The organism is Proteiniphilum sp. UBA5384, assembly GCF_002410825.1.
GTDB lineage: Bacteria > Bacteroidota > Bacteroidia > Bacteroidales > Dysgonomonadaceae > Proteiniphilum.
In genome coordinates this window covers 127430-154092 of the sequence record NZ_DHOS01000034.1, presented here as the reverse complement: position 1 = coordinate 154092, position 26663 = coordinate 127430, and the positions used below count along the sequence as shown (strand labels likewise).

Below are 26663 nucleotides of genomic sequence, written 5' to 3'. Positions count from 1 at the left end.
CCTTTTTTATGGGACACTAGTGATACCCAATATAGGATATTTTTATGATAGCATTGTTTTCTACCTGTAATGTAAACCTCCCATCAATATCCGTTACGGTACCGTTGGTAGTACCGATCTCAATGATATTTGCTCCGATTATCGATTCACCCTCCTGATCCACAACAATACCCTGAATAGTTTTCTTTTGTTGTTTAGGTTCAGCGATCTCAGCTTGTTTTAATTTCTCTACTCTAGAAATGTAGACTTGCCGGTCGGATACATTATAGATATTATCAGTTTCTTCGAACAATTTATCCAACACATTGCTTATGGTCTCTTTTTCTACATTAATCGACACTCTCCGCTCGGGATCGAGGGTTTCACGATTATAGAGGAAAATATATTCACTGTTTTTCTCTATCTCTCTAAAAACTTCACGTACAGTTTTATTCTTTAAGTTCAGACTTAAGGTAGTAGCCTGAGAATAACTGTTACCGGCATAACTGATGCTTATTCCTATAGTGAGGAATAGTGCGATAAGCTTCATGATTTTGAAAGTTTTTTGAGTATTAGCGTTTTTTAGGTGAATGCTAATATTTTTTGTCATATATTTGTCTTGATTTAAAGGTGATATATTATAAATGTCTACTTTTAATCACGGGATCGGATGGTGTTTGGCGACGTTGTCCGATCTTTTTTAGTTTCATTTCATCTTCTATTTTCTTCCATTTGGCTTTATTTTATTATGTTCATGTTGTTAATTCACAATCCAAAAGCAATTCATCCGTTTTATCTTTACTTATATATTTTATACTCTCCCTCTACATTTTGCAGTACTCAACCAAGTTCAATTTAAAAGCAGTCTACGCCTTGAACATCGAACTCTAATTTCACAATTTCTGACTCTAAACAGACGGTTCCCAGTTTTATTCTTCAATCACTTTTTTATTTCGTGCTTACTCTGTATCCTCCGTTTTCCTGTTTCACAATAATCGGGAAAGAGAAAGTTAGCCCGTTCAGTACTTCTCCAAGATCATTTTTCAAGTCCACTTTTCCGGTACATTTCTGGTTTATCAGGCCTTCATCAAATATAATATCTTCTCCATAATAGCGAGAAAGCCTGGTCATCAAAATATCGAGGCGTTCATCTTCCACATAGAGGATGCCTTGTATCCATGATATATATTTTTCTACATCTACCTGCGTTACGGACGCTTGTCCGGCTTTATAATCGTACAATTGTGAGGGTGTCAGATCGATTTTTTCGGAATGCTCATTGGATGTTATCCTGACTGCTCCGGAAGCAAGTACCACTTGCGTGCCCGCATCTTCTTCATAGGCCAGTACATTGAATTTAGTCCCCATCACACGCACTGTGATTTCATCGGTCCTGACGATAAAAGGCTGTTTCTGATTAGGAGTGACATCCAAAAACACTTCACCATTCACGTAAATTTCCCGCTTATCCCCCATGAAACGGTTGGGATAAACCACTTTTGTGCCGGAATTTACATGCAAGGTTGTACCGTCGGATAAAGTGAGCTTCGACCTTTTTCCCTTCGGAACAATAAGCCGGCTATAGTCAGTGGTATTAACTTCAGCAAGTGATTTACCCGTCACCTGAATGCTGTCGGTATTATATGTGATATCTGCCTCCTTTTCTTCAATAGTAACTAACTGATCGCCGGAAACATACAATTGAATATCTTTGGAAGCAGAATCTACCGGTAACAAATTTGTATTTACAAAATCCCACAATCCCGAATCCTGCCTGACAAAAGGTTTGAAAACTTGATTGACAGCCAACAGAAGCAAAACAGAGGCTGCTCCGGAAAGCCAGTAAGTGAGGGTTTTCCGTTTTCTACGCTGTGCTATATAATACTGAAAATCATCATGATATATCCTTACCTGTTCCGGAGAGAGAGAGTAATCATTCAGTCGTATCTGGGTGTCATATAACTCTATAGCACTATCTATCAGTGGCTTCAACTCGGGGCAATCTATCATGACTTTTGCCCAGTAAGCATTGTCTTCCTCCGATCGAAAAAGATTCCATTTCAAGAAATCATCATCCTTGAGAAAGTCAATTGCCTTGTACCCTTGATATTTGCTCCCCTTCATCTATAATTTAGCCTGTCGATTATTTTGAGAGATACGAGCAAGTTGTTTTTTTGTGAGTGTTTTTCCGGATAAAATTAGTTAATAAAAGTTACAAATGAAAACCATCATACAAAAACCAGATAAAGACAAGCATAGGCAATATTTTATTTTCTTTCCTGATTTTACGGATAGCTTCCGAGACAAGTTTACGGATAGAGACTTCTGACTTATCCATTATTTCCGAAATTTCCGCATAATCAAGTTCCTGGATATAACGCAGATAAAGGGCTTCTTTTTGCAATGGGGAGAGTACGGATAATAGTTTCTCAATTTTTTGTTTAACTACTATGCGGTCTTCCTCTTCGATAATTTCATCCAATATAGTGACCCTGATAGTGAAACTTAAGACTTCTTCATCAATATTCTCGGTTTTCGAAAACGACTTTGATTTAAAAAGATCATACAACCTATTCTTCAATGATTTAAACAGAAAATATTTGAAATGCTCTACGGATGAAAGATGGGGTCTGTCAAAAAATACTTTTAGAAAAACGTCTTGCACTGCATCCATTACCTGTTTTTCATCCGCCCCCAAGCTTCTGCCATAAGCATACATATCGTTGATAAAATATTTGTAAAAGAAAGAAAATGCCTCTTCATCTCCTTCTTTAAACTTTATGAAAACGTATGATATTTTTTCGGGCGTCACATCCAATGTATTATCTATTTCCCCCTAGGATTGGGGGTTACAAATATAGGACATTTTAGAAACAAAAAATAGATAAACTGAAAAATATTATTTATATCGCGGATACGAGCGCTATGTAAAAATATCAATCCTCTACCTCTTCTTCATCGGGATAATATGGTTTGGGCGCCTGTAATAAAGGAAATATCCTTCTCACATTTTCGGCAATTCTTTCGGCAAATTCTTCTATATTCATATTTAGGGCAAGTGCGGTCTGGAGATATATCTGACGGATAGGCATATCACTTTCATCAGTTTCACAAAAGAGAGAATCAAGTGGTATTAACTGCATGGAATCCACATTGATATTGTCTCCTACGGAAAAAAGAAATCCTTCTCTGACAAGTCGCTCCGTCAATTCCGGTTTACTCCGGTATCCGTGAATGATCCAAGGCTGGGTCGGTCTTACCTCTCTTTTAATCCGTATCAATTCTTCCCATGCCTTCACACAGTGAACAACTACCGGTTTCGACAATTTTTCGGATATCTCTATATGTTTCTTAAATACAGGTATCTGAAGGTCAAATGAAGGGCCTTTCAACCTATCTATCCCGGTTTCCCCTATAGCAATAATACGGGGGTTGGATGCAATTTCAGACAAGTACGCCAATTGGGTATCGCTCTCTTCCGAATACCATGGGTGGATTCCACACGAAAAGGCGTGTCGGGAATAGGATTCTTTTGCTACTTCAAATTCAAGGGGGTAAACATCGAAGATACACGAGTGATAAGGGTCATCGCTATCCTCAAGAAAAATCTGATGGGTATGTACGTCGTAAAATTCCATATTTTAATTGACCTGTGCTTTCTGTTTTCTTTTTCTTGACTTAGGATCAGGTACGGGATCATAACCCGACCCTCCCCAGGGATTGCAACTTAAGATGCGCTTGGCAGACAAATAAAAACCTTTGAAAGGCCCATGTTTTTTGAGTGCTTCAATTGTATATTGTGAACAAGTGGGCGTATATCGGCAACTAGGCGGCGTAAGCGGAGAAATGACAACCCGGTAGAAATAGACCGGCAGGAGCAAGACCCATGTTAATATGATCTTCATTATTCTCAACACAATTTTCTTTCTTCAATCCGGTGATCCAACTCTTTTAGGGCTTTCCGCATCCCTTTCTCCACAGCAGCATAATCACACAACTTGTCTGCCACATAAATAAATGCCACGTCCAAATGCCTGTTTTCGGCCAACTCCCGGTTGAAAAGAAAGTGTTTGTTCAGCCGGTAAGCTTCCCGGGTCAGCCGCTTCATCCGATTACGGTCTACAGCAGACTTCAACCTCTTTTTGGGAACAGAAATAAGTATAGACAGCGGCAATACCCCATAGGGCGCGGTTTTCAGATATACTATCCGAAAAGGATATGACATAAAGGAGTAGCCCAGTGCAAAGAGGGTCTCCACTCTTTTTTCACCTGTTACCCGTTCTTCTTTTGTAAATCTGAAACGCTGTTCTGTCATAAAAATGCAATCCTCCGAAAGCAATTACGTTGACAAAGATAATTGTTTTTAGAATCAATCGTAACAGATTCGGAAAAAATCAGGCCCAATGTTTGTGGTTTTCTTTCAGGAAAGCTTCCAATGCGGCAGTCATGGAAGGATAGTCAGGTTGAGGCGCTTCACAATCGAGTCTCAGCCCCGCGTCCGTTATCGCTTTCGCCGTAGCGTTGCCAAAACATCCTGTAGCTATATCTCCCTGACTGAAATCAGGAAAATTTTTCAATAACGATTGCACGCCCAATGGGCTGAAGAAGATAATCATATCGTAATCGAACTTCTTATCTTCAACGAAATCATTGCTTACAGTCCGATACATTACACTCTTGGTATAGTTTATTTTCTTTTCTTCGAGAAAATGGGTCACCTCGTCATTATGCTCTTCAGGAACCGGGAAAAGGAATTTTTCCTTGGAATGTTTCGTAAAAGCATTATTCAGTCCATCAATTTTACCTGTCTGACTAAAAAAAATCTTTCTTTTCCTATAGACGATATATTTTTGGAGATAGAGGGCAACCGTTTCAGAGATACAGAAATATTTCATTGTCTCGGGAATGACGATCTTCATTTCCTCACAAATCGAGAAAAATTTATCCACTGCTGTTCTTGCCGTAAAAATGATTGCCGTAAAATCGAGTATATTGATCCGCTGTTGACGAAATTCCTTGAGAGATACTCTTTCTACCTTTATTAGAGGATAGAAATCCATGTCTACATGAAATTTCTCCGCAATCTCGTAATAAGGCGATTTTTCGCTACTCGGTTTAGGTTGGGATATGAGAATCTTCTTTACTTTGCGCGTATTCATATAATGTTATCTCCTGCAATAATTATGGCTGAAAGTAGCCCCTTATACAATAGCAAATAAGGCGCAATTTCAGTCCCGCAAAGATAGACAAAAAAATAGAAAGGCCCGATCTTATTTTTAACAAAAATATTTAATAACTCAATGTAAATAACCAAGCGACTAATAAAAAAAAGTACCAACAGGCCCACAAATATAATATTCCTAACTTCATGTAAAAAAACATAAAAAACGACCGGTAAGAAAAAGACGATTCCCAAAATCTCCATCATACGCGAATAATAGATAGTCCATCCTTTCATTTCATTTTTCAGAAAAAATGCACCGATGAGCCTATAGCCCAGTACTTTCATAAACACCCACAGCCCTAACCCCATCAGGGTTCCCATAAACGCTATTAACTGCATTCCATGAGAATATGAGGAAAGCCCATTACTCCATAACGATGAGAAAATGAAAATGGAAAATATCAGTACTGACTGAAAGAGGAGATAAAATTCGCCCCAGACCTCCGTTTTGGTCACCTGACTCTTATGTGTGGAGAAAGCATTCTTACCCGGAGATATTACATTTTTCAAATTTCCTTTCAAAGCTGCACCTTCCCATTTAAAAACAAACGCAAGGAACACAAAACTCAAGAGGAATAGCAAGAAAAAAATAGAATCTATCCAAATGGAAAAAGGCATTGCAGTTCCTACACTCCCCGTAGAGAGGGAGTGTACTGGTAGAATCGACTTTTCAAAATCGAAAAAAAGGCGGCCACTATCGGTCGCTAAAAAGTCGTAATGCCCGAAATTCATCTGCAATGAATCGGGGTTCGCCTGTTCCACTTCTACCTTCAAGTAGTAAGGGATAAGATCTTGAGTAGTATCTAAACCCAGTACCATACCCTTTCCCAGTATGATTGAACCATTAATCGTATTTGGTGTAACCGGGATTCCAATCGGGAGCACTATGAACCAAGTCGACAGCTTCTTGCGGAGTTATTGCCACTTGCCATAATTCCCGATAGACATCCTTCATAAATTTCTCATCGATCATCTTCTCTAAAAAAGTGAGAAGTGGTTGATAATAATCGTTGATATTCAATATAATGACCGGATTATGATACAAACCCAACTGTCTCCAAGTGATGATCTCCGCCAATTCCTCCAGCGTTCCTATTCCCCCGGGCAGGGCAATCACCGCATCGGCTGATTTCGCCATAGCAGCCTTCCTTTCATGAATAGTTGCCGTGACAATCATCTCGGTAAGACGTTTGTGTCCCCAACCGGCATCCACCATAAACTGTGGAATAATACCTTTCACTTTTCCTCCATTTTCCAGTACCGCATCATTCAATGCACCCATCAGTCCTTCGCTTCCGGCACCATTGACACAGGTGATACCTTCTTTGGCAAGCAGTTCACCCAATTTCGATGCAGCATCAAAATAGAGCTGATCGATCTTCCCGCTGGAGGCACAATAGACCACCACCTCCTTGTTTCCGTTTTCCATCTTTTCCTTTTAGAGCCAAGAACCAAGACTTATTCACTTAACCACTTATCCTACAATCCAAACTCTCTCCTGATTTTATCCACATAATCCAATTTTTCCCAAGTAAACAACTCCACCTCAACCCGTACCGGCTCAAGCATATAACGAGAATTGAACTCCTTCTTTACTATTTTCGGTTCACGTCCCATATGTCCGTAAGAAGCAGTTTCCCTGTAAATAGGATTTCGCAGTTTCAACCGCTGTTCAATGGCTTTAGGACGTAAGTCAAACAATAGTCCGATCTTCCTGGCGATTTCTCCGTCGGAAAGCTTCACATTACTCTTTCCGAAAGTATCAACATAAATATTCATTGGTTCTGCAACTCCTATGGCATAAGAGACCTGGATCAATATCTCCCGGGCGATACCTGCTGCCACCATATTTTTTGCGATATGCCGTGCTGCGTAGGCTGCCGAACGGTCTACTTTTGAAGGGTCTTTTCCTGAAAAAGCCCCACCTCCATGAGGGGCTTTTCCTCCATATGTATCCACAATAATTTTCCGGCCTGTCAATCCGGTATCACCATGGGGTCCTCCAATTACAAATTTCCCTGTCGGGTTTACATGGAGGGTGAACTCACCTTCAAAGAGACGATGCACATCTTTTCTTCCTTTGTACTGTGCCTGCACGCGAGGAATAAGAATAGTCTTCACATCCGACCGGATACGTGACTGCATTCTCCTATCGGCTTCAAGCACTGCTTCTTTCGTATTGTTCTTCGGCATTTCAAACTCATCATGTTGTGTAGAGATCACAATAGCATCTATACGTAGCGGGGTTCCCTCCTCATTGTATTCGATAGTTACCTGCGACTTGGCATCGGGACGCAAATAAGGCATTAGTTCCGGTTCATTTTTCCGGATATTGGCCAGTTCCTGTAACAAAGCATGACTCAAATCGAGTGCAAGAGGCATATAATTTTCAGTCTCATCGGTTGCATAACCAAACATCATTCCCTGATCACCCGCACCCTGATCCATAGGATCGGCTTTTTGATCTACTCCACGGTTGATATCATCCGATTGTTCATGTATACTGGAAAAGACCCCGCACGATTGTGCTTCGAAATGATATTCACTTTTGGTATAGCCTATCGAAGCAATCACATTACGCGCCACTTCGGCAACATCTACATAAGCTTTTGATTTTACTTCACCGGCCAGCACAACCTGTCCGGTTGTCACCAGCGTTTCACACGCCACTTTAGAATCACGGTCGTATGCTAAAAATTCATCGACCAACGCATCCGATATTTGATCAGACACTTTATCGGGGTGTCCTTCCGACACCGACTCGGAGGTAAAAAAATAATTCATTTTTAATCTGATATAAATTAGATGAACCGAAGCAATGAAGAGAAGGAAAATGCAATAAAGCGTTTTAGCATTTTTTTCTGTGGTTGCAAGCAGTTCAAATCTTTCCACACTTATTCTGTCGGGGCAAAGGTAATAATAAAACAGGCAGATAGTCTTGAATAAACGTTAAAATATAGTATTGATTCTTTCTATAAGACTATTAAACGAAATAAAATAATTATTTTTGGCAATGATCCTGTCAAAACATTTTCACAGCTCTGTTATTATCTTTTCATCACAGAATGAAAATATTGTATTTTGTATATGAAAGTTTATCTTTTTGGAAATATCCTATGCTTATTGTTATTGGGAACAACCTCTTTGGTCGCACAAGACACGGCCTATCCGAAGGCGGGGGATGGCATCCACTCGTTTCTGCGCCGATACGACAGGGTCGGGGATTCTTATGTGAAAGCGTTCAGGGAGCTAAACACAGGGAAGTTCACCGCCAAGGGAGGATTGATAATGGGCAGGAAATACATAATTCCTCCATTTCATCCGGAAGATAAACGAATAGCTGCTACAGAAGAGGGACTGATGATACTGCCGGAAGAGATGCAAGCGGTTCCCGCAGAAGAAGTACAGCCGGATTCCATACAAGAGGAACAACCGCTTTCCCCGGAAGAGATACAACCCATACCAGCAGAAAAGGCACAATCATTACCCCTTGAAGCAATATCCCGGGGAACCGATCCTTCTATTTTCGGAAAAAAACTGAGCAACATGCAACCGCAATCGGACCGGTTAAGAAATACTTGTTTCTATATTATCAGCGGTCACGGCGGCCCCGATCCGGGGGCTATCGCACGCGTAGGGAACAGGTTTCTCCATGAAGATGAATATGCGTATGATATTGCCTTACGGTTGGCTCGTAACCTGATGATGGAGGGAGCCACCGTGTACGTAATCATACAGGATCCCAAAGACGGTATCCGGGATGAAATGTACCTGAACAACAGCTCGAATGAAACATGTATGGGAAAAGCCATACCTCGAAACCAACTCGAAAGACTAAAACAACGAGTGGACAAAGTGAACGAATTCTATCAACGGGATAAAAATAAATATGATTATATCCGCGCCATCGACCTCCATGTGGACAGTCGCAGCAAGGGCAAGCGTATTGATGTATTTTTCTATCACTCCAATGATAACCAATCAAAAAAATTAGCCACTACCATGCGGGACTACTTTCGCATGAAATATGACACACATCAGCCGGGGAGAGGTTTTGGGGGATTCGTCGAGCAGCGTAACCTCTATGTTCTCCGCAACTTGCAACCACCCTCTATCCTTGTGGAAACAGGAAATATTCAAAATGACTTCGATCGTCGTCGCATTCTACAAAGTGATAACCGTCAGGCGCTGGCTAACTGGATGGCACAAGCTTTTTACGAAGATTATAAGAAGAATAACCGGAAATAGAGAAAATATATTATGGCAATATACTAAATTAAAACTGCTCTTTCCCTGAGATTTTTTTCGAGATTCATGCCCTCCGTCAGATGGATGGTCTGAAATCCTAATCGCTGCGCCGTCTCTACATTTGCATAGTTGTCATCGATAAACAACGATTCCTCTGCTTTTATCCCATAACGTTCCATTAATATCCTGTAGAGTTTCGGATCGGGTTTTATCGTTTTTTCTTCCCCCGAAACGACCATACCATCCAGATCGTTGAAAAAATCATAGCGCTCCACGGCAAGAGGAATTGTTTCTGCCGACCAATTGGTAAGACCATATACTTTATAATTTCCTTTCAGCAATTTAATCAACCTCACATTCTCGTCAATCGTTCCTCCCAACATCTCCTGCCATCGCCCGTAATACATGGCGATCTCTTTTTTATACTCCGGATATTGTTCCTGCAGGATCCTTGTTCCTTCGGCCAGGGAACGCCCCGCATCCTGCAGTATATTCCATTCGTAACGACATATATGTGCAAGAAACCAATCCATCTCTTCTTTGTCGAAGACCTTTCTATAAAGATAAACCGGGTTCCAATCGATTAGCACTCCTCCAAAATCAAAAATAATATTCTTTAATGGCTTCATTCTTCACTGCTTTATTTTTTCATCGATAAACCACTCTTCTCCAAAACCAGATTGGCTCTGGCAGGTTTCAAAGATACAATTTTTTATTTCCCTACCCTCCCTGCCGGCAGAATGATGTTGTTAAAAAACAAGAAGTACATCTGCTACAAGAACGATTTTGCTTATTTTTGTCTTTTAAATATGTCACTCTATAGCGTATTTTCTACGATATATAAAAATAACAGCCGGGTAAAGGTCACCTCCCTGGCTATTATATTACTCATCCTGACCTCATGCGGCACGGGAAAAACCGTTGTCTCCGATAACAAAACTTCCACCACGTTACAGGATGATATCATTCAATATGGAAGGCAATACCTTGGCAAGCCATACCGATATGCGGGAAAAGGACCCAACACTTTCGACTGTTCGGGTTATACCTCTTTCGTATTCAAAAAATTCGGCTACAGATTAGGCTCCAGTTCATCGGGACAAGACAGGCAAGTCCCCTCCATTACCCGGCGGGAAGAACTTCGAAAGGGAGATCTTGTATTTTTTGAAGGAAACAGGAAAAACGGGAATGTCGGACATGTGGGAATAGTGACAGAGACATCCACCAACGGTCAATTCAAGTTCATCCATGCCTCCATTACCAGTGGAGTGATTATATCATCTTCTACTGAACCCTATTACGCATCACGTTATTTGCGTGGAGGTAGGGTATTAGAAGAAAATGCATCTTATGTAACGCAACAAAAACCATCAAGCAGTAACAAACAACAGATATCCTATCCAACCTCAAAAACTAAAGCGCAAAACTATCGGGATATTCCGGAAATAAATCCCGCCAAAGAAGGAAAGACAACAAATGCCATCGTTACTGCACAACAGACAGAGAGCCATTCAGGGAACGGTGATGATCCTATTATTCTCGTACAGACCAATTCAGTCAAGAATCAACCAATCGACCCTGTCCCAAAGGGGAAAGAAAATAAAGATACGCTTCGGCAGGCAAAAAGAGAAATGGTGCTGAGGGAGGAAGAAGTCATGATTATCTCTTCTCCCACCAGAAGCCATACAGTACAAATGGGTGAAACGCTCTATTCCATTTCAAGACAGTATGGCTGTACAGTAGATCAGTTGAAAGAATGGAATCCGCAGTTAGGCGCGGTATTAAAAGCCGGAGAAAGACTCGATATTTTCAAATAATTATGGATATCCGTCAGACTAGACCCTATGCTGTCGAAATTTAAGGATCTTTTCTTAACTTTGCATCCTAAATTCAAAAACTGAAAAAAATCAATATGATAACGGCAGACCAACTAAAAGATGTGTTGGAGCGCGAGCACGCGCTGAGGGGGTATCTTTGACGTCGATGCAAAGCATATCCAATTAGAAGAAGAAGAGTTACGCACCCAATCCCCCGATTTTTGGAATGATGCCAAAGCGGCAGAGCAGCAAATGAAGGTAGTGCGTGAATTGAAATACTGGATCAACTCCTATCAGGAAGTGAAATCTGCTGCAGAAGAATTACAATTGGCATTCGACTTCGCCAGGGAAGGAATTGTATCGGAAGAGGAAATAGATGCCAATTACAACCATGCACTCCAGTTGATAGAGGAGTTAGAGTTAAAAAATATGCTCCGTCGCGAAGAAGATCAATTAGGCGCGGTATTAAAGATCAACGCCGGTGCCGGCGGTACCGAGAGTCAGGATTGGGCTTCGATGCTCTTCCGCATGTATCAGCGGTGGTGTGAAGGAAAGAATTACAAAACCACTGTCAGCAACTGGCAGGATGGTGACGATGCAGGCATTAAAACAGCTACCCTACAGGTGGAGGGCGACTTGGCGTATGGCTTCCTGAAAAGTGAGAACGGGGTACATAGGCTGGTACGCGTATCGCCTTTCAATGCGCAGGGTAAACGAATGACCTCGTTCGCCTCGGTATTTGTGGTACCACTGGTGGATGACTCTATCGAGATTGAAGTAAATCCGGCCAACCTGAGTTGGGATACTTTCCGTTCATCCGGAGCAGGAGGACAGAATGTAAATAAGGTAGAAACAGGCGTCCGCCTGCACTACCAGTATAAAGACCCTGACACCGGCGAAGAACAGGAGATTGTGATTGAGAATACCGAGAGCCGTTCGCAGATGGGAAACCGTGAAAATGCACTTCGTTTACTCAAGTCGCAACTCTATGAAATTGAACTGGAAAAGCGTCGGGCCGCACAGGCTGCTATAGAAGCCGGCAAGAAGAAAATCGAATGGGGGTCCCAAATCCGCAGCTATGTATTCGATGACCGTCGGGTAAAAGACCACCGTACTAACTACCAGACATCAGATGTTACTGGTGTGATGGATGGCGATCTCGATGGATTTATCAAAGCTTACCTGATGGAATTTGGGGGAGAGGCAAAATAATTTTCCAAAGACAACCCGAAAAGTGCAAAATCATATTTTACGGGATCATCAGGATCCAGAAGAGAAAGGTTTCGGGTAAGTTCCAATGCTGTTTTCCAATCGGTCTGTTTACGGGTAATCAGTCCCAACTGGCGAGCCGCCCTATCCACATGCAGATCGATAGGGCAAACCAGTGCATGTTGTGGAACCCGCTTCCAAATGCCAAAATCCACACCCTTGTCATCACTTCTCACCATCCATCTGAGAAACATATTGATCCTCTTACAGGCAGAATTACGAAACGGTGTAGCCACATGTTTACGGGTACGATGGGGTGTAGCCGGGTGATTAAAAAATCCTTGTTCGAACCGGATCAGTGAGTCCTCTATAGAATTAAAAACGCCTTCGTTCAGAAAAGCGTCTTCCAGCGTATGATGACGGGAATAGTGCCGATGCAGAAAATCCACAAAATAGAGTAAGTCGATATCATTAAAAGTACGATGTTTAAAGCCCAACAGACCTTTCAGGTCCTCATCGCCATGCTCCATAATGAAACGATAGGGCTCACTTCCAAACCTATGCACTAACTCATTACATTTGGCAATAATGGTTTTCCGCTGTCCCCATGCCAGAGTGGCTGCAAAGAAACCCATAATCTCCCGGTCCCGATTTTCCAGAAACAGGTGAGGAACAGATATCGGATCATTTTCAATAAATGAAATTTGATTATATTGATCTGCTTTTTCATCTAAAAAGCTTTTCATTCCATTCAATGGCATCTTCATCGCTTCTACGCTACTTTATGTAAATAATTTAGTGCAAATTTACTTCTATTCCTTAAAAAACCTTATATTTGCAATAGCTATTTCATTAAGCCAATTAAACAACATTCAAACATGTTTGAATGTTTTCATTCAATTGATTCCCATTCATGAGAAATGTTATCTCTCCTTTCCGGTTTATTCTGAAGAGTTGTCTTCTATTTATTTGCTCCGTCCTACTACAAACGGCAGTAGGACAGATTAGTTACGGTGGGAAACCACTACCCCTTCACGCAGGCATGGGAGCAAGATCCATTGGACAGCACACAGATATCTTTGTAGAAATGCCTGCCATAGACGGACAGGCGGAATTGCGGCGTTCGCTTCAGAATCAGACAAACTTCAAAAGTCTGGAATTTGCCTATAAGTTCCATCCTTTTCTTCGACCGGATAATTCAGGCGTTACTTTTATTACCGGCAATATGAGAGTATGGCGTGTAGGCATCCGTTCTAGCGGCGCATTCTCACTGAATATCCTCTTTTCTAAATTCAGATTGCCCCCGGAAGCTAAGCTGTTTGTTTATAATTCCGACCAGTCGGAAATACTGGGCTCCTATACAGAAAAAAACAACACCGAGTTGAACATGTTGCCAATACAGCCTATCACAGGTGATGCGCTGATTGTAGAATACCAGGAACCCCTGGAGCCTGGTTTTAAAGGTGAAATTGAAATAGGTGAAGTGAATCACGATTTTGTGGGAATCTTAAGAGCTTTAGAACCTAGGGACCCGGAACAGGATTGTCATCCCAACCTGATCTGTTATCCCGAAGATATTCAACCGGGAAGTGGTGTAGTGGGATTAATCATCAATGGAACATTCTATTGTACCGGAGTGCTTGTGAATAACACGGCGGAAGACGGCACTCCTTATTTGCTGACGGCCACTCACTGCCTGAATAACAACTATAGCTTCGGGTCAAGTAATCCGTCCTTATGGCAAAAATACGGGCAACGCGGAAGCTGGCATTATGATAAAGTAGCCGGAAGTATTGTTGCTTTTTTCAACTACCAATCTCCATTGTGTGATATGGATATCCGCGGCCCTATACAAATGACGATGGCTTCTGCAGATTCAGTGTTAATCAGCGAAAATCACGATATTTCTCTCTTAAAACTGAAACTGCAACCGGAGGAATCGGCCATCCCTGCGGAATACCAACCTTATTACCTGGGATGGAATGCAAATAATCCGGCTCGTGAAACGCCTTTTCATGGATTGCACCATCCCAATGGAGGAATTAAAAAAGTAGCCATTGAGGATGATCCGTTAACCATTGGCTCTTTCGACCTCCCCAATTATGATCAGGAAGCACCCAATGCCCATTGGGTGGTAAGAGCCTGGGATACCGGAGCCACGGAAGGAGGATCTTCAGGTTCTCCGCTGCTCGACAGGGAGAAAAGAGTGGTAGGCACTTTAACCGGAGGAAGTTCATATTGCTCTTCTCCAAAAGGTCCGGATTATTATGCCTCTCTTTCCAAATTCTGGAATGTGCAAGATACGTTACCCTACAATACAAACCCTATCAGCTATTACCTCGATCCGGAAAACCTGCAGACCAAACAAATAGGAGGGTTTAATCCTTATGCGCAAGATCCTTATAAAAAAAGTCATAATTTCAAGGAAGGTGACAAGGCAGTAAAGTATCATTTCCAATCGGTACCATTTTTCTCCACTAATAATACTTTCGGATATTCGGAATTTGCGGAACAGTTCGATGCCAAAAGCAAGGTACAATTGAGAGGCGTTTTCCTCTCTTCCCCATCCATCAACAGTATTGCGCAAATGGACATCCGCATAAGGGTTTACTCTGGTGAAAATGGGCCGGAACAACTCCTATACGAACAATCCTATAATTATAATTATGCGTATTACACCAATACAGGCTTCCCTACAGCCCCACGTGATATGCGCCACAGTGTAGAGAACTATATCCGGTTTGATGTTCCTGTAACTGTTTCAGGAACATTCTATATCTCCTATTATGATAAGAACGGGGTTTCTTCCGGTTTTTCCACATTCAATGCAGATCCCAGAAAGATCGGATCGGGATGGGTTTCCACAACGTGGATGAAAAACACGTTGGGATGGGTAAAATCTTCGGAGAACGTTGAAAATCCAATTAACACAGCGTTACTGATTTCACCTTATGTGATAGGGAATCTTGCCACTTCAGTAGAGTCAGAAAAGAAACAACCGAAATTATCAGTCTACTATTCCAAAGAGATGAAGAGGATATTTATTGAATCGAACTATGAGTTGGAAGAATGGGAAATATACTATTCGTCAGGAATTAAAATCCATCACGAAACTACTGATATAAGTCTGAACAGGACCTCCTATTCTTCTGCACACTTGCCTAAAGGCATATATATTGTACGAGTCAGGACCAATGATGGCATCACGTCTACGAAAAAGGTACTGGTAACATAGTTTATTCAGCGGAGCCTTCCTCTTTTTCCATTATATTCCTCTGTTCAGCTTTTTCAATCTGGCTTTTCAAATAAGAGGAAATGATGTCATTTCCCCCCGACGTTTTGTTACGGTTGTACTCCCGGGTTCCGGCTTCCAATTCGAGTTCTGATTCAGTCTCAACCGCTGATCCAGATGAAAGTTCGTTTTTATCTGCCGGTGGGGGTGCAGGTGTCCTCTTTTTGCCTACAATCAACTGTTTTCCTATACTAAGATTACTGGAACGAAGTCCATTCCATGATTTAAGCCGCGCTACTGTGGTACCATGCCTTCGGGCGATCGTGGAGAGGTTATCACCTTTCTTTACACGATAATAGATATCGGCTGTATTTCCCGATCCCGCTGAGACAGAACCATCCAGAAAAGCATCTGTCGTGGCCCTGTGGGTAAGGTAACGATCTTTCTGATAATTCAGGATGGTATCGTTTTTATCAATAAAAGCATACATTTTTTCCGATGGTAATACCAAGGCATACGGTTTGAAATCACCCGGTATCACATCTTTCCGGAATTGAGGGTTCAATCTCTGCAGTTCGCTCAATGGCACATCCAGGACTCCGGCAACCTGTTCGAGGTGCATCCGTTCTTTTACATGCACTGTATCTATCGCAACGGTAGTCAGCGAAGGAGAATAGGCCGGACAGATATTATGATCTGTGTAATGATGCATAATATAGTTGGCTGCAATAAATGCCGGCACATATCCTCTCGTTTCCCTCGGCAAGCGGTAGTAAATTTCCCAATAGTCGTGTTTGCCTCCACTTCGGGCAATGGCTTTATTTACATTTCCGGGACCACAATTATAGGCGGCTATCACCAGATTCCAGTCGCCATAAATGGCATACAAATCCTTCAGATAACGCGCAGCTGCATCTGTAGACTTATAGGGATCGCGCCTTTCATCTACAAGGCTGTTCACTTCTAACCCATAGCCTTTTCCTGTACGCAGCATAAACTGCCACAACCCTGTAGCACCGGCACGGGAAACCGCCACAGGGTTCAGAGCAGACTCAATCACAGGCAGATATTTTAGTTCCAATGGAAGTCCATACCTGTCTAATGCTTGCTCAAACATCGGGAAATAATAGTCGCCCAGTGCCAGCATATACCCGACCTGTTCTCTTTTCCGCACAGCGTACATCTCTATATAATTCTTGACTACGCTATTGAATGAAAGTTCCATCTCGGAGGGCAGATTGTGTAGTCTCTTAGTATAAATTGAATCGTGGAAGGTTACATTTTGTCCCCTTTTGCAATCGATCTCAGCATTCGAAAGGTCAAGTTGCCAATTGCGCAACAAATCGCTCAGTTTTTCCGTCATACTTTCGGGATAAACGATTGCGTTATCATCAATATTTTTTGTTTCGCCTGGCGAGATTTCCTGTCCTGTAAGGCTTAATCCATACCATACAGTTATCAATACAATCAAAATAATTCTTTTCATACCAAATAATTACCCACTCAGAAGATGAGCGGGTGATGTTCTTACTGCTAAAAATTAAAACTCCACTGTAATCCGTAGGACGAACTTCCAAGTTTATTACCCCGCTCTTCCCTGATAATCACAGGGGTCATACGCATTGATAAATCGGGGCTCATATTAAAATCGAATAACTGTGCATCTACATAGGCATCTATGATGGTAATCAAATAAACACCAAATGTGATGATAATACTCAAATCCCTATAATAGCGATAACGGTCTTTCTGCCGTTGTAAGACACTTGTAATCTGCTGGATATTTGCCGTCTCCGGATCCTGTCCATAGGGCAACATGCTATGCCAGCGGTTAGTTGCGGGATCATCATCCATAATATCTTTATAGCCTCCCAGATAATATTGATAATACCCATTATTCCATGTGATAGCATAGGTTAACCCTGCAACACCACCATACAAGATAGGCAGTTTCCAGTACTTACGGTTATAAATCTGCCCCAGGCCGGGAAAGAGAGCCGAATAAATAACCGCTTTACGCGGAGAAGGGCTAAACATATAGGAAGGAGCGAAAAATTTATCGGAAGTAATTTCAACGGGTAGTTTATCCTTTTTTGTCAGGACAGAATCTTGTTTCCCGGTTTCTTGTTTACTATCTTTCGCATTTATCGAGACGGAATCAGTCGCCTGCAAGAGCGTGGAATCTTCCACCAATACGGGAATAGAGTCCTGCAACTGTTGCAGTGACTGGATCTGCGCCTGGGCATTAACCGTACTAAAGAGGATCAACAGACAAATAATGATTCCGGGCACATTCATCATCGGCGATTATTTTTGCATTTTATCAAACATAACAATAAGACGCTCCAGATCCTCCGTAGAATCAAAAGGAATGGTAATCTTCCCTTTCCCTCGCTTGTTGCAACTGAATTGCACATCAGTCTGGAAATAGGAGGAGAGATGTTGTTTTAACGCATCAAAGTCGTCAGACAATTGTTGTGTAGCAGAAGTCTTCGTAGTTTTGTTTTTTTTGCTGCCGGCACCATTCAATTGTTCAATAGATATGCCTTCTTCTAAACCTTTCACTATCGACTCCACTTTCCGTACCGACAATCCTTCTTCAAGGATGAGGTTATATAATGAAAGTTGCTTCACCGGATCGTTCATGGTGATCAAAGCACGTGCATGCCCCATGTCGATCTTTTTATTTTTTACCCCCATCTGCACCTCGGCCGGAAGTTTTAACAAGCGCAGGTAATTGGTAACAGTGGTACGTTTCTTACCTACCCTCTCGCTCAATTGCTCCTGGGTAAGGGACAGGGAGTCAATCAAATTCTGATATGCCAGGGCAATTTCAATAGAATTCAGATCCTCACGCTGAATATTTTCAATCAGCGCCATCTCCATCATCTCTTCATTGTCGGCTGTCTTGATATAAGCCGGGATAGTGTCCAATCCGGCTATCTGAGAAGCACGATACCTACGTTCACCGGCAATGATCTGGTAGGTATCATCTTCTAATTTCCTTAATGTGACAGGTTGAATTACACCAATCGACCCGATGGATATCGCCAATTCCCGCAGGGCCTCCTCATCGAATGCCCTACGTGGTTGATCCGGGTTAGGAACAATCTTGTCAAGGTCCACCTCACTGATGGAAGAAGAGCCTTGAGTCTCACCGTCATTAAAGGTGATCAGAGCATCCAATCCCCGTCCTAATGCATTCTTTTTCGCCATAATCTATACCGTAAGGAATACAAAGTTACGAATTTTTTTCTATCAATTCCTGTGCAAGCTGTATATGATTTGTCGCCCCACGTGAATCGGCATCGTACATGAGTGCCGGTTTGGCATGACTCTGTGATTCGCTGAGGGTAATATTACGCTGCACAACCGTGGTAAATACCAATTCTTTGAAGTGATGCTTCACCTCTTCGTAGATTTGGTTATGAAGACGCAACCGGGAATCATACATCGTAAGGACAAAACCCTCTATCTCGAGCTTCGTATTCAGTTTTGACTTAATAATCTTTATTGTATTCAATAACTTGCTCAATCCTTCCAGTGCAAAATACTCGCATTGCACGGGAATCAGGACCGAATCGGCAGCGGTAAGTGCATTTACCGTAATAATGCCCAATGAGGGGGAACAATCTATCAGGATAAAGTCATACCGATCACTTACCGGATGCAAAAGATTTCTCAATCTCTTCTCCCTGGTTTCCATCTGTACCATTTCCAGCTCAGCGCCTACCAGGTTGATATGAGAGGAGATGATATCGATATTTTCGAATGGAGTATGCTGTACCGCTTCTTCGGGGGTACACTTACCAATCAGGCCTTCATAAATGGTGTTGGTTACCTTTTTAATGTCAAGGCCTAATCCCGAGGAAGCATTCGCCTGAGGATCGGCATCAACAACCAATACTTTTTTTTCCAATGCGGCAAGCGATGCTGCAAGATTAATTGTGGTGGTAGTTTTCCCCACTCCTCCCTTCTGATTTGCCAGAGCTATAATTCGACCCATAGTGTTTCTATTTTCATACAACAGTTGTCATGCTCGTTTCAAACCAACAAAATAAGTAATAAATCAGCGAATTCAATGTTAATTATTTAAAACATTGAGTTTTTTGTTGATAAATAGAAAAAAAGGAATGAATTCAGCCTCTATTCCCACATAAAATCATCATCTCTTTCATGCCTTCCCAACAGATTATCTTTCTGGAAGAAAAATTCTTTCTCTCCAAACGCCGGAGAGAGTTCATCAAACCATGTCGCTTTTTTATCGTATCTCGCAAAGAAAGGTATATCCACCAAGTCTGGATTACGGCACTGAAGAAAACGCAACACAAACACTTTCTCCCCGTTTACCTCTGTCACACCCAGGATTTGTATCTTTCCCGGATTGGCACTCATACTGGGTCCGCGGACAGTACGGCAAATACCGCTCACACTACGATAAGCCTTCCTGAAAATATTCCATGCTTTTTCCAGCGGCACTTCAAAGAAAGTTTTGGAACCGGTATCCCGTGCTACAAACATATAATAAGGTATCAAACCTTGCCTGACCTGCTCTTTCCACATATTAGCCCATGTCTGGGGATTATCATTGATATGACGCAGTAAAGGCGACTGGGTCCTAATCTGTGCTCCGGTATTGAGTATTCTCTGGATAGCTTGTTGCACTGCGTCGGTTGAAAGTTCTACCGGATGGTTAAAGTGCCCCTGGAAAGCAAGGTGCTTACCAGCCTTTTTCACCTTCTCAAACAAACGCAACATATCGTCTGCATCTTTGTCTGTCAGAAACCGGTATGGCCAGTAAGCCAAAGTCTTCGACCCGATACGGATATTCCGGATATGAGAGAACTCTTTTGTCAGAAGCGGCTCGATATAGGTTGCCATAATACTGGCCTTTGCCGTCAGCGGATCACCGCCTGTAAAAAGGACGTCCGATACTTTGGGATGTTTCAGCAGGTACTTGTGAAGCAAAGCAGCTTCTTTCATCGCAAATTTTAACTCATTCATACCTGAAAATTGCGGCCAACGGAAACAGAAAGTACAATAAGCATGACAGGTCTGTCCCTGACTGGGAAAGAAAAGGACCGTTTCCCGATATTTATGCTGCATACCATGTAATTTTACCCCGTCTACCGTCGGCACATTATGCTCCTGTCCTGCCGGATTGGGGTTCAACTTCATCCTGATATCGTATACTTTTTGTTTTAATGCCGTATCATCCCCCGCATCAATCAACTTCTTCACCTGCGCATAATGGGTTTTCGAGAGCATTTCCTCCCGTGGAAAAGTGAGCGTAAAAATAGGATCTTCCGGCACATTGTTCCAGTTAATCAATTCCTCCACCACATAATTATTTGCCTTAAAAGGCAGCACCCTGCCCACAACACCTATTGCCTCCCTTTCCTGATCGGATAAGGCACTCAATTGAGGTAAATCATTATAATTACGCAAAATGAAATTTCTATACTTTTTATTTTCCATATCAATTTGAATTATGTTCTGCTTGGTGAACCACAGGAAGTAAATAAGTGCCCGCGAAACGGGAAGTGAGGTCTAGATTGCAGTTCCAACTATGCAAAAATAAGACAAAAGTATCAAAAAGACAACTCAATTAATACATTTTTGTATTTTTTGTGGAAATAAAAAAACAGTTTGCCGTTTATAAAGAAAAAAACAATTATTTCGTTAAGTAATGGGTAGAAATAAATTTCTCATTCATTTGAATGCATCAAAGCCGATGTCAGGCATAAAAATAATGCAAAAGGACTGAAATAGTCTGATTTTAGTAAGTTTTTCACAGAAAAGAGTAACAAATACAAATATAATGATTACTTTTGCAGCCTGATGAAGATATACTTTTCACATATCCACTATCCCCAAGCAGCAGTCTTAGTCCGACGATGCTTTTGAATTATGCGTGAACTTCGGGTTCCGCACCTTTCCCCTTTTATCTTTTTGCCCTCGGGGCAACACTTTACAATCAACTCTCTAATTATTTTATTGTTTTAGGATGAATGTAATTATTCATATTGCCAATAGCGGCTACGTAGACTATGCGCAAGAGATTTGCGATCTTATTTACGAGTCTGCACAAGCACGCGGCACAGGTATTGCCAAACGCAGTGCTGAGTATGTAGCTGAAAAGATTGAAGCAGGCAAAGCGGTGATCGCCCTCGATGGTGATAAGCTAGTGGGCTTTGCCTATATCGAAACTTTTAGTCACAAGCGTTTTGTAGCTAATTCCGGACTGGTAGTACATCCCGATTATCGTAACCAGGGACTGGCCAAGAAAATCAAAAGAAAAATTTTTGATCTTTCCCGTAAACTCTATCCGAATGCCAAAATATTCAGCATCACGACCGGTCTGGCAGTAATGAAAATGAATACAGAACTGGGATTCAAGCCTGTCACATTTTCTGAATTGACCGATGACGAAGAGTTCTGGAAAGGATGTCAGGGATGCAGGAATTTTGATATCCTTCAACGTAATAACTACAGGATGTGCCTCTGCACAGGTTTACTCTACGATCCTAAGGTACAGCCGGCGATGCAGGCTAGCCCTTTCGCAAAGAAGGTGGTAAAACCGGTCATCAAAATAAAAAAAACCAATAAATTACATAAAAAATGAAGAAAAAAGTAGTATTAGCGTTTAGTGGAGGCCTCGACACCTCGTTTTGTGTGCCTTGGCTGATCAATGAAAAAGGACTGGAAGTACATACCGTTATTGTGAACACAGGCGGTTTTTCAAACGAAGAAGCAAAGTCAATCGAAGCACGTGCATTACAATTGGGCGCCTCCACCCACACTTGCATCGATGCTGTGGATGACTATTATAGCAGAGGCATCAAATACCTCATTTTTGGGAATGTATTAAAAAATAACACCTATCCGTTATCAGTCAGTTCCGAGCGTTTCTTTCAGGCAATGGCAATACTGGATCATGTAAAGGAAGTAGGTGCTGATTTCGTGGCACATGGGAGTACGGGTGCCGGGAATGACCAGGTACGGTTCGACCTGGTATTTGAAGTATTGGCACCGGAAGTACAGATTATTGCACCGATCCGTGAGTTATGCCTTTCCCGTCAACAGGAGATTGATTACCTGAAAGAAAAAGGGTTCGACTTTTCATGGGAAAAATCGAAATATTCCATTAACCAGGGAATCTGGGGAACCAGCGTAGGAGGCGTGGAAACACTGAAATCGTCCGGCGTACTGCCCGAAGAGGCATATCCCTCACAGGTAACCGACAGGGGAACGAAACGCATCACTTTAAAATTTGAAAAAGGCGAACCGATCGCGCTCAATGGTGAAAAGATGGCTCCCGTTGCATTAATCCATACGTTACACAAGATTGCTTCGAAATATGGTATCGGGCGTGATGTACATGTGGGCGATACCATTATCGGGACCAAAGGACGTGTCGCTTTTGAAGCTCCGGCTCCACTGATCATCGTCAAGGCGCATCACCTGTTGGAAAAACATGTACTGACCAAACAACAACTCTATTGGAAAGAGCAGCTCGCCAATTGGTACGGTCAACTGATGCATGAGGCACAATACCTTGAACCGGTAATGCGCAATATCGAGACATTCCTTAACGACACCCAGCATTATGTAACGGGTGAAGTAGAAATAGAATTACGTCCTTATCACTTCGCTGTATTGGGATGTTCCAGCGAATACGACCTGATGAATTCCAAATTCGGCGAATACGGAGAGATCAACAAATCATTCTCCGGCCAGGATGTAGTAGGATTCACAAAAGTAATCGCCAACCCGTTGAAAATTTATTATACAATTCACGACAATGATTAATGTAAGCATAGCCGGCGGAACAGGGTATACAGCAGGAGAACTGCTCCGTATCCTGCTCCATCACCCTGAAGTAAACATAGAGTCGGTGATTAGCACTACATCGGTGGGAACGCCGGTAGCGGAAATACATCGTGACTTGTTGGGCGACACAAATCTGGTCTTCAGCGAAACCTTCCATCAACCCGATGTGATATTCCTTTGTCTGGGACATGGGTTATCACGGGCTTTTCTAAGTGATAATAATATTCCCTCATCATGCAGGATTATTGACCTTGGCAATGATTTCCGTAATAATCCGGTGTTCAATAACCGGCATTTTGTATTTGGACTCTGCGAACAAAACCGGGAACAGATCCGTACCGCTATGAATGTAGCCAACCCAGGCTGTTTCGCCACGACGATTATGCTGGCGCTATTGCCCTTGGCATCCCGGAATCTGTTGAAAGAAGAAATACATGTGCATGCCATTACAGGTTCTACCGGCGCAGGAAAAAAACCGGGTGACACTACGCATTTCAGCTACCGTGACAATAATATTTCAGTATATAAACCCTTCACGCATCAACATCTGGAAGAGATCGGTAATACATTGAAAAGCGCAGGGAATAATAATCTGCCACAGGTCAACTTTGTGCCAATGCGGGGTGATTTCACCCGTGGTATTTTTGCCAGTGTCTATACGAAATGGAACGGCTCTCTGCCTGAACCGGAAGTAATCGATCTATATAAAGGATACTATCGATCCTCCCCGTTCGTGTTCATATCTCAACAAGCTATCAGTCTGAAAGAGGTGGTAAATACCAATAAAGGTCTATTGCATATCGAATTCCATAACGGCTATATCCATATCACCTCTATCATTGATAATCTAGTAAAAGGAGCATCAGGACAGGCTGTGCAGAACATGAACCTGATGTTCGGGTTGGATGAAACAACGGGGTTGCGATTGAAGGGAAACGCGTTCTGATGTAATGATGTAATGATAATTTAATCAGCTAATCTACAAATCAATTTTATCTTGTCTCGGATTTAATTTTTTATTTTTAACTTAAAAGGATGAACCTATTCGACGTATATAGTTTGTGGGATATTGAGCCTGTACAGGGTAAAGGTTGCCATGTATGGGACAATGAAGGAACGGAATACCTGGATCTTTATGGGGGACATGCTGTCATTTCCATCGGACACTCTCACCCTCATTATGTAGAAACGTTACAGCATCAGATAGAGAAGATCGGATTCTACTCCAACTCGGTACAGAACTCTTTACAGCTGGAACTGGCTAATAAACTGGGTGAACAATCCGGTTATTCCGATTATTCACTATTTCTTTGTAACTCCGGTGCTGAAGCCAACGAGAATGCATTAAAACTGGCCTCTTTTCATACTGGAAAGAAACGTGTGATCGCTTTTCGAGGTGCGTTCCACGGACGCACCTCGGGAGCAGTGGCAGTCACGGACAACCCGGCTATCCAGGCTCCTTATAATAAAGGACATGTAGTTACTTTTGTTCCGCTCAACGATATAGAAGCGGTAGCCACCGAAATCAACAAGGGGAATGTCGCCGCTGTCATTATCGAGGGTATCCTCGGAGTTGCAGGTATCTATACCCCCGAAAATTTATTTTTGCAGCAATTATCATCCCTCTGCAGCGAGAATGATGTAATATTAATCCTCGATGAAATACAGTCGGGATATGGTCGTAGTGGCCAGTTCTTTGCTCATCAATCAGCCGGCATACGACCCGACTTAATCACGATAGCCAAAGGGATGGGAAACGGTTTTCCAATCGGAGGCGTGCTGATCTCTCCCAAATTCGAAGCAAAAAAAGGAATACTCGGCACCACCTTTGGAGGAAACCATCTTGCCTGTGCAGCAGCCATTGCGGTGCTCAATATCATAAAAGAAGAGTCACTGGTAAAAAACGCAGAAAAGGTGGGTAGTTATCTCCGGCATAAGTTATCAGAAATTGAGGGCATTACAGAACTTCGTGGGCAGGGATTGATGCTCGGCATAGAGTTTCTCCCTGAATTTGCAGATATCCGCAACCAACTTCTCTTCGAAAGTCATATCTTTACCGGAGGGGCAAAGAATAATGTAATGCGACTATTACCGCCACTCTCGATATCAAAAGAAGACGTTGATTTTTTCATCACCGAACTAAAAAAGAAATTAATATGAGGAACTTCATATCCGTACACGACATCGGTAACCTGAAGAGTGCACTCGAAAAAGCCAGGCAGGTCAAAGAAAATCCTTTTGCCGACCAGGAGTTGGGCAAAAACAAGACTTTATTGATGATTTTTTTCAACTCGAGCCTGCGTACACGTTTGAGCACCCAAAAAGCAGGGCTCAACCTGGGGATGAACGTGATCGTGCTCGACATCAATCAGGGTGCATGGAAATTAGAGACCGAAAAGGGTGTTATTATGGATGGCGATAAACCGGAACATATCCTTGAAGCAATTCCGGTAATGGGATCCTACTGCGACGTGATTGGAGTGCGCTCATTTGCCCAGTTCGAAGATAAAGCATCTGATTATAACGAGGTTATCCTGAATCAGTTCATCCAATATTCCGGAAAACCGGTATTCAGTATGGAAGCAGCCACCCGCCACCCGTTACAAAGTTTTGCCGACTTGATCACGATAGAGGAATATAAAAAAACGGAAAAGCCGAAAGTGGTACTCACCTGGGCTCCTCATCCCAGGGCACTGCCCCAGGCAGTTCCCAATTCATTTGCCGAGTGGATGAACGCCACCGGATATGACTTCGTGATCACCCATCCCGTCGGATATGAGTTGGACGAGAAATTCGTTGGCAATGCCATGGTGGAATATGATAGGGAGAAGGCATACAAAGATGCCGATTTTATCTATGCGAAGAACTGGGCAGCTTTCAAGGATCCAAACTACGGAAAGATATTAAGCACCGATCGCACGTGGACAGTAGACCGAAAAAAAATGGCACTGACCAATAATGCATATTTCATGCACTGCCTGCCGGTACGACGTAATATGATCGTCAGTGACGAAGTGATCGACAGCCCACAATCGATAGTAATTCCTGAAGCAGCCAACCGCGTGGTTTCGGCCCAAGTGGTACTGAAAGAGATATTACTGGGACTGTAGTTAATGTAATG

General features: G+C 42.3%; 26 protein-coding genes. 9 read left to right on the top strand and 17 right to left on the bottom strand.

Going from position 1 to position 26663, the window contains the following annotated elements:
- Positions 1 to 16: 16 nt before the first annotated feature.
- The 10 genes from B4G81_RS07645 to metK all read right to left on the bottom strand — a co-directional run bounded on the left by B4G81_RS07645 (position 17) and on the right by metK (position 7987).
- Positions 17 to 529 carry an STN domain-containing protein gene (locus B4G81_RS07645; protein WP_294081400.1) on the bottom strand — a complete coding sequence of 171 codons (513 nt, stop codon included), beginning with the start codon at positions 527 to 529 and terminating at the stop codon, positions 17 to 19.
- A gap of 398 nt (positions 530 to 927) precedes the next feature.
- Positions 928 to 2103, bottom strand: coding sequence for a FecR family protein (locus B4G81_RS07640; RefSeq protein WP_294081399.1), 1176 nt, complete (start codon positions 2101 to 2103; stop codon positions 928 to 930).
- Between the two features lie 88 nt (positions 2104 to 2191).
- Positions 2192 to 2791 carry an RNA polymerase sigma factor gene (locus B4G81_RS07635; protein WP_294081402.1) on the bottom strand — a complete coding sequence of 200 codons (600 nt, stop codon included), beginning with the start codon at positions 2789 to 2791 and terminating at the stop codon, positions 2192 to 2194.
- A gap of 124 nt (positions 2792 to 2915) precedes the next feature.
- Positions 2916 to 3617, bottom strand: coding sequence for a TatD family hydrolase (locus tag B4G81_RS07630; RefSeq protein ID WP_294081398.1), 702 nt, complete (start codon positions 3615 to 3617; stop codon positions 2916 to 2918).
- A 3-nt stretch (positions 3618 to 3620) separates the two neighbouring features.
- Positions 3621 to 3884: a membrane protein insertion efficiency factor YidD gene (yidD, locus tag B4G81_RS07625; protein ID WP_294081397.1), complete on the bottom strand. Its 264-nt coding sequence runs from the start codon at positions 3882 to 3884 to the stop codon at positions 3621 to 3623.
- A 5-nt stretch (positions 3885 to 3889) separates the two neighbouring features.
- Positions 3890 to 4294 carry a ribonuclease P protein component gene (locus B4G81_RS07620; protein WP_294081396.1) on the bottom strand — a complete coding sequence of 135 codons (405 nt, stop codon included), beginning with the start codon at positions 4292 to 4294 and terminating at the stop codon, positions 3890 to 3892.
- Between the two features lie 79 nt (positions 4295 to 4373).
- Positions 4374 to 5138, bottom strand: a complete 765-nt coding sequence (locus B4G81_RS07615) for a uroporphyrinogen-III synthase (protein WP_294081395.1) — start codon at positions 5136 to 5138, stop codon at positions 4374 to 4376.
- On the bottom strand, positions 5135 to 6022 hold the full coding sequence (locus B4G81_RS07610; RefSeq protein ID WP_294081394.1) for a DUF4271 domain-containing protein: 888 nt from the start codon (positions 6020 to 6022) through the stop codon (positions 5135 to 5137). Before B4G81_RS07610 ends, B4G81_RS07615 begins: the two co-directional genes overlap by 4 nt.
- A gap of 25 nt (positions 6023 to 6047) precedes the next feature.
- Positions 6048 to 6632 (bottom strand): TIGR00730 family Rossman fold protein, encoded by a 585-nt coding sequence (locus tag B4G81_RS07605; RefSeq protein WP_294081393.1) that lies wholly within the window; start codon positions 6630 to 6632, stop codon positions 6048 to 6050.
- 50 nt (positions 6633 to 6682) lie between these two features.
- Positions 6683 to 7987, bottom strand: coding sequence for a methionine adenosyltransferase (gene metK / locus B4G81_RS07600; RefSeq protein ID WP_294081392.1), 1305 nt, complete (start codon positions 7985 to 7987; stop codon positions 6683 to 6685).
- Positions 7988 to 8290: 303 nt separating this feature from the next.
- Between metK and B4G81_RS07595 the strand changes: the two genes are divergently transcribed.
- On the top strand, positions 8291 to 9451 hold the full coding sequence (locus B4G81_RS07595; protein WP_294081391.1) for an N-acetylmuramoyl-L-alanine amidase family protein: 1161 nt from the start codon (positions 8291 to 8293) through the stop codon (positions 9449 to 9451).
- 23 nt (positions 9452 to 9474) lie between these two features.
- Here B4G81_RS07595 and B4G81_RS07590 read toward each other — a convergent pair whose 3' ends face one another.
- The gene (locus tag B4G81_RS07590; protein WP_294081390.1) at positions 9475 to 10080 is read right to left on the bottom strand and encodes an HAD family hydrolase; all 606 of its coding nucleotides are present in this window, start codon (positions 10078 to 10080) and stop codon (positions 9475 to 9477) included.
- A gap of 180 nt (positions 10081 to 10260) precedes the next feature.
- Here B4G81_RS07590 and B4G81_RS07585 point away from each other — a divergent pair, with 180 nt between their 5' ends.
- On the top strand, positions 10261 to 11268 hold the full coding sequence (locus B4G81_RS07585) for a C40 family peptidase (protein WP_294081389.1): 1008 nt from the start codon (positions 10261 to 10263) through the stop codon (positions 11266 to 11268).
- Between the two features lie 95 nt (positions 11269 to 11363).
- A protein-coding gene (gene prfB, locus B4G81_RS07580; RefSeq protein WP_294081388.1) for a peptide chain release factor 2 occupies positions 11364 to 12480 on the top strand; the annotation gives its coding sequence in 2 pieces (ribosomal slippage) (positions 11364 to 11426 and positions 11428 to 12480; 1116 coding nt in all).
- On the opposite strand, the gene B4G81_RS07575 is transcribed toward prfB, so the two are convergent.
- Entirely contained in the window at positions 12447 to 13223 is a 777-nt protein-coding gene (locus B4G81_RS07575; protein WP_294081387.1) for a TIGR02757 family protein, read from the bottom strand. The two genes, prfB and B4G81_RS07575, sit on opposite strands and share 34 nt — an antisense overlap.
- A 167-nt stretch (positions 13224 to 13390) precedes the next feature.
- Here B4G81_RS07575 and B4G81_RS07570 point away from each other — a divergent pair, with 167 nt between their 5' ends.
- A complete protein-coding gene (locus B4G81_RS07570; RefSeq protein ID WP_294081386.1) occupies positions 13391 to 15712 on the top strand; it encodes a trypsin-like peptidase domain-containing protein in 2322 nt (773 codons plus the stop codon).
- 1 nt (position 15713) lies between these two features.
- Here B4G81_RS07570 and B4G81_RS07565 read toward each other — a convergent pair whose 3' ends face one another.
- The 5 genes from B4G81_RS07565 to B4G81_RS07545 form a co-directional block, all read right to left on the bottom strand.
- Positions 15714 to 17195: a lytic transglycosylase domain-containing protein gene (locus B4G81_RS07565; protein WP_294081385.1), complete on the bottom strand. Its 1482-nt coding sequence runs from the start codon at positions 17193 to 17195 to the stop codon at positions 15714 to 15716.
- Positions 17196 to 17242: 47 nt separating this feature from the next.
- The gene (locus B4G81_RS07560) at positions 17243 to 18010 is read right to left on the bottom strand and encodes a DUF5683 domain-containing protein (RefSeq protein ID WP_294081384.1); all 768 of its coding nucleotides are present in this window, start codon (positions 18008 to 18010) and stop codon (positions 17243 to 17245) included.
- Between the two features lie 6 nt (positions 18011 to 18016).
- Positions 18017 to 18925, bottom strand: a complete 909-nt coding sequence (locus B4G81_RS07555; RefSeq protein ID WP_294081383.1) for a ParB/RepB/Spo0J family partition protein — start codon at positions 18923 to 18925, stop codon at positions 18017 to 18019.
- 25 nt (positions 18926 to 18950) lie between these two features.
- On the bottom strand, positions 18951 to 19715 hold the full coding sequence (locus tag B4G81_RS07550; protein ID WP_294081382.1) for a ParA family protein: 765 nt from the start codon (positions 19713 to 19715) through the stop codon (positions 18951 to 18953).
- Between the two features lie 140 nt (positions 19716 to 19855).
- The gene (locus B4G81_RS07545) at positions 19856 to 21187 is read right to left on the bottom strand and encodes a KamA family radical SAM protein (protein WP_294081381.1); all 1332 of its coding nucleotides are present in this window, start codon (positions 21185 to 21187) and stop codon (positions 19856 to 19858) included.
- A gap of 529 nt (positions 21188 to 21716) precedes the next feature.
- Here B4G81_RS07545 and B4G81_RS07540 point away from each other — a divergent pair.
- The 5 genes from B4G81_RS07540 (at position 21717) to B4G81_RS07520 (ending at position 26652) form a co-directional block, all read left to right on the top strand.
- Positions 21717 to 22334: a GNAT family N-acetyltransferase gene (locus tag B4G81_RS07540; protein WP_294081380.1), complete on the top strand. Its 618-nt coding sequence runs from the start codon at positions 21717 to 21719 to the stop codon at positions 22332 to 22334.
- Positions 22331 to 23521 (top strand): argininosuccinate synthase, encoded by a 1191-nt coding sequence (gene argG, locus B4G81_RS07535; RefSeq protein ID WP_294081379.1) that lies wholly within the window; start codon positions 22331 to 22333, stop codon positions 23519 to 23521. Before B4G81_RS07540 ends, argG begins: the two co-directional genes overlap by 4 nt.
- Positions 23514 to 24488 carry an N-acetyl-gamma-glutamyl-phosphate reductase gene (gene argC / locus B4G81_RS07530; protein ID WP_294081378.1) on the top strand — a complete coding sequence of 325 codons (975 nt, stop codon included), beginning with the start codon at positions 23514 to 23516 and terminating at the stop codon, positions 24486 to 24488. The genes argG and argC overlap by 8 nt, the downstream gene beginning before the upstream one ends.
- An 89-nt stretch (positions 24489 to 24577) precedes the next feature.
- Positions 24578 to 25702, top strand: coding sequence for an aspartate aminotransferase family protein (locus B4G81_RS07525; RefSeq protein WP_294081377.1), 1125 nt, complete (start codon positions 24578 to 24580; stop codon positions 25700 to 25702).
- A complete protein-coding gene (locus B4G81_RS07520; RefSeq protein ID WP_294081376.1) occupies positions 25699 to 26652 on the top strand; it encodes an N-acetylornithine carbamoyltransferase in 954 nt (317 codons plus the stop codon). Before B4G81_RS07525 ends, B4G81_RS07520 begins: the two co-directional genes overlap by 4 nt.
- Positions 26653 to 26663 lie beyond the last annotated feature (11 nt).